Here is a 7,578-nt window from a genome sequence, read left to right as displayed (position 1 = left end):
CTTTTCCTCGCGGAAATGGAACAAGCCTGAATTGTAACGTTCATCAGCCTGACGGAATAACTGGCAGAGTCTTTCATATACATTGATCCCATTCAAGAGGGCCAGTAATCTCCCGTAATCCTCAATTCCCCTGTCTTCACAAATACGCAGGAAGATGATACGGTCAATCGTTGTCTGCACGGCAAAGTTGAGTTCACGCTGGGTAAGCTCTGGATTACGGAGGGCAAGGTTACGGGCAAGCATATCCCGCCATGAATCTATCTCTTTGAGGAAGACAGCATCAACTTCAGCAGTACCTTTCTTTAGCTTGCTCTGCTCGGCAAACTTATCAAAGGCTCCTTTCAGGACAGCTTCACGGGAAAAGATGGAAGCAATCTCTTCCCAGCGTTGTATGTACTCCTTATAGGTAAGATAAAGAATGCGTCCAGTTGCCGCTTTGTCTGTTTTGTCTGGTTTTATACGGCAGTCATAAACAGCAAATTCCTCGAAGTTTGTGAGAATGGAAAGAGGTAGTTTCGCTGACCAGGCATAGCGGCGAAGCTGAAAGGCTGAATCAATGTCTTCTTTTATATGGATTGCAGGTTTCTTTGCCTCAACAAAAAATTTCCGGGTACCGCCGATACGGAAGCTGTAATCCGGTGCCTTTGTAACACCTCCAATCTTTATCGCATCTTCGTGGACAACATCCTTGTACACCTCGGCATAACCACTCTTATTTTCTACATCCCAGCCGAGGGCTTCCAAGAAGGGGTCAAGAAATTCCCGCCGTAGCTGGGTCTCGTTATACTGGCTTGATTTATAAGCATCCTTATTCTGTTCAAACCGTTCAATCAGGTTTGCAATTTCCATCTTATCTTCCATTATAGGCAAAATTATGAATAATTTAAACCTTTTTTAGCAGTGTTCGGTCGAAACTTCAATTGCTAATACGGAATGCCGTTCATAGCTCATAGCTAAAAGCTCAGAGCAGAGCGTGAGAGGCCGGGAGGTGTGAGAGAAAAACTATCCGCTAAAAATCGAAAATTACTTCTCATAGGTCTTATCATGAGGGCCTAATTCTACAAATTTTATGGTGTCATCAGGGCATTCATGACAATCATTACAAAGAACTATCTTATCATCACCTTTCTTCCGGCATACTTTGCAGTACAGATATATAATCAAGAAATTTTTCTTCACAGGGCTGCTGTAAAAGCCCCTTAACCTTCCCCTTAATGGCTCCCCAAGTTTAATGGGGTCCTGTATTATAATGTCCACTTTCTTTTTAACCGTATCCTTTATTGCACTGTGCTTTTTTAAAGATCTGACAAAGGCATCACTGAATAAGATATTCACGAGAAAACCTCATCATACTTACACCACTTTGTCTTTCCGGATTTTATGTCAGAAATGGTTTGAAACAGGGTTTCTTTAAAAGCAGGGTCTGAAAGGATCAATTCTGTTGGGTCACCTGCCTTTGTTCGCTTTAAATTCAAAATAAATTGAGTAATCACTTCGGAAACTGATGTGCGCTGCTCTTCTGCATAAATTTTCATATAATCTATCAAATCTTTATCCATCGTAATATTTATCTTGCCCTTCTGCATTGTTCACCTCCTTTATGCTCCTATTATACGCCTATCATACGCATTTTGCAAGCGTTGTTTTAATGAACGATGTATTTGTACTGATGGTGGAAAGAAACAGCGTTCCGGCTGCTCTATGCTCTCTGCCCTCTTCGCTATACTTCCCCCTTCCAATTTTCCCATATCGTGACTATAATTATAGAATAAGTTCAATGAAAGGAGGGCGCTATGGAGAATAAAATTAAATGGGAAACAGAGATGAAGGCAGCCAAAAAACAAGCGAGATTTGAAAACAAACCTGTATTACTCGATTTTTTCAACCCCGGCTGAATTGGCTGTCAACAGATGGATGCAGTTACGTATCCGGATAAAAATGTGATTGAATTCATTACAAAAAACATCATACCGCTACGCGTGCCATACAACTTAGAACCACTGGCTACTGATTTTACTATTAAATGGACTCCCACCCTTGTAGTCCTTGACAAAAATGGCAAGGAACATTACCGGACAGTCGGTTTTCTTCCCCCTGAAGAATTGATCCCTTCACTACTACTTGGCATCGCAAAGGTCCACTTTGAACTTGACCAATTCAAGGATGCAATCTCAAACCTTGAGAAGATTTTGAAGGATTATCCAAAAAGTGGTGCCGCACCCGAAGCAGTCTATTTACACGGGGTGAGTAACTTTAAAACTACACATGAGAGAAAACCCTTGAAACAAGCATACGAAAGGCTTACAAAAGAATACCCGCAAAGTGAGTGGGCAAAGAGGGCATTGCCGTATCGGTTGCTTTAGCAACAGTAGGCAGTATGGAGTAAGCAGTAAGCAGCAATTTCATACTGTTTACTTCCTACTGTCTGCTGGTTTTTAACCTGCCTACTGCATACTTCCTACTGCTTACTGGTTTATTCTTTCTCTGCTTGCCAATTATCTTAATTACTGTTATCCTAAGCTGCACATACATTCCTTTAGGAGAGTATGCCGGTGGGTATTTACAATTTTGTATCAATGTTAGGAATCCTGATTTTCATCGGGTTTTTGTTTCTGTTCTCAAAAAATAAAAGGCAAATAAGTTTAAAGGTTATTATCTGGGGGATACTACTTCAGATTGCCTTTGCCCTTTTTGTATTTCTCATCCCTGTGGGTACGAAATTTTTCCTGTTTCTTAATGATTTTACAATGAAGATTATTGACAGCTCATTTGCGGGAACGCAGTTTGTTTTTGGAAGGCTTGCGATTACCCCCGGCAAAGAGGGCTCACTCGGTTTTATCCTTGCATTTCAAGCACTCCCTTCGATTATCTTTTTTGCCGCATTGATGGAATTTCTCTACTACATCGGTATTATGGAAAAAATCATACATATCTTTGCCCGTGTGTTTGTAAAGGTTATGGGGATTAGCGGTGCAGAGGCGCTATGTGCATCAGCTCAAATCTTTCTTGGAATAGAATCCAATCTGACTGTTAGGCCTTATCTCAAGGCGATGACAAAATCAGAATTAATGGTTGTGCTTACAACAGGGATGGCGACAATCGCATCGAGCGTACTCGGACTTTATGTAATCATACTATCCGATACATTCCCGAGAGTAGCAGGTCACCTCATCTCTGCTTCAATCCTTCTGGCGCCTGCGGCGATACTGGCGAGTAAAGTAGTAATCCCTGAAACAGAGAAACCTTTGACCCTTGGAAAGGTGGTAAAGGTAGAGTATGAAAAGGCAAGTAATGCAATAGAGGCAATCATAAACGGCTCCATGACCGGGGTTAAAATGGTTGTGAGTATAGGTGCACTTTTAATTGCCTTTATCGGGTTAATCTCCCTTGTTGATAAGGCCTGCTCTATCTGGGGAAATTGACAGGTTCAATGCTTAAGGCAAATATAGATATCACCCTCCATACACTTTTAACATACCTCTTTTACCCATTTACCCTCGCCATGGGGGTGCCTTATGAAGACGCCCCGGCAATAGCAAAAATTATAGGGGAAAGGATTATAGAGACAGAGGTAAAATCCTATCAGGACCTTGCACTTCTGGTAAAAGAAGGAAAGATTATGTATCAAAGAAGCATAGTGATTGCAACCTATGCACTTTGTGGATTTGCCCATATACCATCCCTTGCAATATTCGTTGGCGGGACATCAAGCCTCGTCCCTGAACGAACAAAAGATATTTCTATCCTCGGATTATGGGCGCTTCTTGCCTCAAATGTGGCGTGTTTCATAACAGGGGCAGTGGCAGGCATCTTTTATTCGGGAGGAGGAGGAATCCTCACAAAATAGCGGGTATGAAAGTCAACGCTTTCAGGACAAAAGTTTTCTGTTGCAAAAATATTGGTATGGTGTACACTTTGAATAGGATACGGACTGTAATTTTATGATATTATTGTTCGATTTTCTTTACTTCTCTATATCGGCTCAAAAAACTGGAAGAAATTCAAAAAATAATTAAGGAGGGAAAGCTATGGACAAGATTTTGAGAATTAATATGGGAGCCGAAGGGGGCCCAAAAGCCACTGCAGTTCCCTTCGGTGATTATGCTGGATTAGGAGGAAGAGGACTTACCTCTGCCATAGTCTCAAAGGAGGTGCCACCTGACTGTCACCCATTAAGCGATACTAATAAGCTTGTCATTGCCCCGGGTCTTCTGAGTGGGACTGCAGGTTCAATGACAGGAAGAATCTCTATGGGATGCAAGAGTCCTCTGACCGGTGGTATTAAGGAGTCTAATGCTGGAGGACAACCATCCCAGGTGCTTGCCAGGCTGGGCTATGGGGCCATCGTGCTTGAGGGAAAACCCAAGGGTGATGACCTCTACAAAATATTTATCAACAAAGATGGCGTTCGTATCACAACCGATAATAGCCTCAAGATGCTGGGTAATTACGATACAGTGGAAAAAATAAAAAAGGAGTTTGGCGAAAAGATTGCCTGCATTTCTATCGGCCCTGCAGGAGAGATGAAGCTGAACGCTGCATCAGTAGCATGCACCGATACTGAATTGAGGCCGACAAGGCATGCAGGACGGGGTGGCGTGGGAGCTGTAATGGGTTCAAAGGGTGTGAAGGTTATTGTCCTTGATGATACAGACATGAACATGCGCCAGCCAAAAGACCCGGAGAAATTTAAAGAAGCGAACAAGGCATTCACAGATGGTCTCAGGAAACACGGGGTAACAGGGGAAGCTCTGCCTGCCTATGGTACAAACATCCTCGCGAATATCCTTAACGAAGCCGGAGGTTATCCTACTTACAACTTCAAAGAAGGAAGGTTTCAAGGGACTTCAAAGATTAGCGGAGAGACAGAGGCAGCATTAGAAACTGAGCGCGGTGGAGTGGCAACCCATGCTTGCCATCACGGCTGTGTCATCCGCTGCTCCGGTATCTATAACGATAAAGATGGCCATTACCTGACGAAACAGCCTGAATATGAGACTGTCTGGGCACATGGCGCAAACTGTGGAATAGATGACCTGGACAAGATTGCTATGCTGGACTTTCTCGATGATAATATAGGACTGGATACAATAGAGATGGGTGCTACCATCGGAGTAGCCATGGAAGCTGGCCTCCTTAAATTCGGTGATGCTGATGGTGCTATCAACCTGATAAAAGAGGTTGGTAAGGGTACACCCTTAGGACGTATAATCGGAAGTGGAGCAGCCATAACAGGCAGAGTATTCGGCGTGGAGAGAGTTCCTGTGGTCAAGGGCCAGGCTATGCCTGCCTATGATCCACGGGCAGTACAGGGTATTGGTGTAACCTATGCCACAACCCCGATGGGAGCTGACCATACTGCAGGGTATGCAGTAGCCACGAACATCCTCAAGGTAGGAGGTTTTGTGGATCCTCTGAAACCAGAAGGGCAGATAGACCTTTCCAGAAACCTCCAGATTGCAACTGCTGCTATTGACTCCACAGGCATGTGCCTGTTTATCGCCTTTGCTATTATGGACCAGCCCGAAACCTTCCAGGCTTTGCTTGATTTGATCAATGCCTTCTACGGACTCAACTTAACCGCCGATGATGTAGTGGAGCTCGGGAAAAAGGTTCTGAAAATGGAGAGGGATTTTAATATAAGGGCAGGCTTTACAAAAGAACAGGACCGCTTGCCTCCATTCTTTAAAACACAACCATTACTCCCTCATAATGTGACATTCCAGGTAAAGGATGAGGATCTGGATAAGGTATTCAACTGGTAAAGCAATAACTATGATTTAAGTTAAAGGAAGAGGCATACCGAGCGAGAAGCCTCTTCCTTTTTCTTTTATATAAAAATAGGACAAAAAAGGTGCAAAATAAAAATACATTTACCAATAATTTAAAGAATCTATGTTTAACGATTGAACCTGTCCTATTTCCAAAATTTTTTGAAATCCTGCAAGGTGGATTCATGGTAAAATGCAGGGTAGGTATTATCATTAAAACCTTGCTCTGTGAAGAATTAGGGCTAACCCCTGCATATGTCATGGGAAGGATCAGCACCATCTTCCTTGATGGAAAACCCGTTGATGATATTGAATCAGCCATCATTAAAGATGGTTCCAGCCTTGCCCTTTCTGCCGCCATGCCCGGTTTAGTTGGTGCCACCATGAGGCGTGAGGGAGTATACTCATCTTTGAGGAGTTCAATTACCTATGAAGAAAAGCATAGCAATTATCTGAGCAAAGAAGGGCTGATCAGTTTAAAACTTTATAACCTCCTGATTGACGAGCTGGGGCTCCTTCTTCTAAAAAGGGGTATTTTCGTGAAATCTACTGAACTTTCAGCTTTCCTGACAAAACAACCTGATAATTTCTGGAGGGGATGCAAGGAGATACTCCTTGGCGGGAAGCCTGTTGAACGTAGCGTATTACAAAAAAGTAACCTACCAGCCTGGTGTGATTGGGTTTACCTCACAGTTTTAACAGGGTAGGGGATGAGAACAGAGAATTGTTTTTGGGTTTGCTCTATGATATTCTCTCTTGGAAAGTATAATTATGCGCATCACAATAAAACTATTCGCCACGCTGCGAACAGGACGGTTCGATATAGAAACCCTCGAATTTAGTCCTGGTGTCACGATTGACCAGGTAATTAAAGAACTCGGGATTCCCGAAGAGGAAGTAACCTTGATCTTTGTCAATGGTCACCATGCCGATATACATGATACACTTACTGACGGGGATACGATAGGCCTTTTCCCCCCGGTTGGAGGAGGATGAAATGGAAGCATTACACGATTTCTTGCTGGCTCACGTTCAGGGGGATTTATTACCCTGGCAGGCACAGGTAGAGGCCGGAGAACATTTTGGCTTAACATTCGGTCAGGTAGAAGAGACAGCCCTTAAATTGAATATACTGCCTTCCCGTTATCAGCGGAACAGGCAGACCATCTCGACGGCACAGCAATTAACGTTATTCCAAAGTAAGGTTGCCGTTATCGGTTGCGGGGGATTAGGAGGGTACATTATCGAAGAACTGGCCCGGCTTGGCATTGGCAATATAAAGGCTATTGATCCTGATGTGTTCGAAGAACATAACCTGAACCGCCAGATATTATGCAGCATCCCTGTATTAGGTAAATCCAAGGCAGAAGTAGCAGAGGCAAGGGTGAGGGATATAAACCCTGCTGTACATTTAATACCTATTAAAGATGCCTTTTCAAAAGCCAATGGCGTGGAACTTCTCCATGATATTAATGTTGCCGTAGACGCCCTGGGTAACATACCTACACGGATTGAGCTGGCAGAAACCTGTGAAACACTGGGGATTCCTCTAATTCATGGAGCTATTGGTGGCTGGTATGGACAAATTACCACCCAATTGCCAGGGGACCAGACAATCCAGAAGATATATGGCCAGCGCAGTGAAGTCAGGGGGATGGAAAAGGTGTTAGGCAATCCCTCCTTTACGCCTGCAATAATAGCAAGCATGGAGGTTGCCGAAACGTGCAAGTTACTGCTGAATCAGGGGACCTCCCTCCATAAGAGGATCTTATTCATCAATATTCTGGATATGGAAATAGAAGACATC

Annotated in this window: 10 protein-coding genes; 7 read left to right on the top strand and 3 right to left on the bottom strand. The window is 43.5% G+C overall.

Annotation, left to right across the window (positions count from 1 at the left end):
* The 3 genes from NTU69_03610 to NTU69_03600 form a co-directional block, all read right to left on the bottom strand.
* A partial coding sequence (locus tag NTU69_03610; protein ID MCX5802614.1) for a type I restriction endonuclease occupies positions 1-861 on the bottom strand: 861 nt, incomplete at its 3' end.
* A gap of 162 nt (positions 862-1,023) precedes the next feature.
* Positions 1,024-1,335 carry a hypothetical protein gene (locus NTU69_03605; protein MCX5802613.1) on the bottom strand — a complete coding sequence of 104 codons (312 nt, stop codon included), beginning with the start codon at positions 1,333-1,335 and terminating at the stop codon, positions 1,024-1,026.
* Positions 1,332-1,586 carry a DUF6364 family protein gene (locus tag NTU69_03600; GenBank protein MCX5802612.1) on the bottom strand — a complete coding sequence of 85 codons (255 nt, stop codon included), beginning with the start codon at positions 1,584-1,586 and terminating at the stop codon, positions 1,332-1,334. Before NTU69_03600 ends, NTU69_03605 begins: the two co-directional genes overlap by 4 nt.
* A 324-nt stretch (positions 1,587-1,910) precedes the next feature.
* Here NTU69_03600 and NTU69_03595 point away from each other — a divergent pair, with 324 nt between their 5' ends.
* From NTU69_03595 to NTU69_03565, 7 genes are all read left to right on the top strand, one after another.
* On the top strand, positions 1,911-2,363 hold the full coding sequence (locus NTU69_03595; GenBank protein MCX5802611.1) for a tetratricopeptide repeat protein: 453 nt from the start codon (positions 1,911-1,913) through the stop codon (positions 2,361-2,363).
* A 189-nt stretch (positions 2,364-2,552) separates the two neighbouring features.
* Complete coding sequence (locus tag NTU69_03590; GenBank protein ID MCX5802610.1) at positions 2,553-3,422, top strand: hypothetical protein; 870 nt, start codon at positions 2,553-2,555, stop codon at positions 3,420-3,422.
* Positions 3,423-3,430: 8 nt separating this feature from the next.
* Entirely contained in the window at positions 3,431-3,847 is a 417-nt protein-coding gene (locus tag NTU69_03585; protein MCX5802609.1) for a hypothetical protein, read from the top strand.
* A gap of 181 nt (positions 3,848-4,028) precedes the next feature.
* Positions 4,029-5,765, top strand: a complete 1,737-nt coding sequence (locus NTU69_03580; protein MCX5802608.1) for an aldehyde ferredoxin oxidoreductase — start codon at positions 4,029-4,031, stop codon at positions 5,763-5,765.
* 191 nt (positions 5,766-5,956) lie between these two features.
* Positions 5,957-6,478 carry a hypothetical protein gene (locus NTU69_03575; GenBank protein MCX5802607.1) on the top strand — a complete coding sequence of 174 codons (522 nt, stop codon included), beginning with the start codon at positions 5,957-5,959 and terminating at the stop codon, positions 6,476-6,478.
* A 49-nt stretch (positions 6,479-6,527) separates the two neighbouring features.
* Positions 6,528-6,767, top strand: coding sequence for a MoaD/ThiS family protein (locus NTU69_03570; GenBank protein MCX5802606.1), 240 nt, complete (start codon positions 6,528-6,530; stop codon positions 6,765-6,767).
* A 1-nt stretch (position 6,768) separates the two neighbouring features.
* On the top strand, positions 6,769-7,578 hold an 810-nt coding region (locus NTU69_03565), incomplete at its 3' end, for a HesA/MoeB/ThiF family protein (GenBank protein MCX5802605.1).

The sequence above is a fragment of the Pseudomonadota bacterium genome (genome assembly GCA_026388215.1).
In the GTDB taxonomy this organism is placed as follows: domain Bacteria; phylum Desulfobacterota; class Syntrophorhabdia; order Syntrophorhabdales; family Syntrophorhabdaceae; genus JAPLKF01.
Note: the sequence above shows the minus strand (reverse complement) of the source record. Positions and strands in the feature narration are given on the sequence as shown.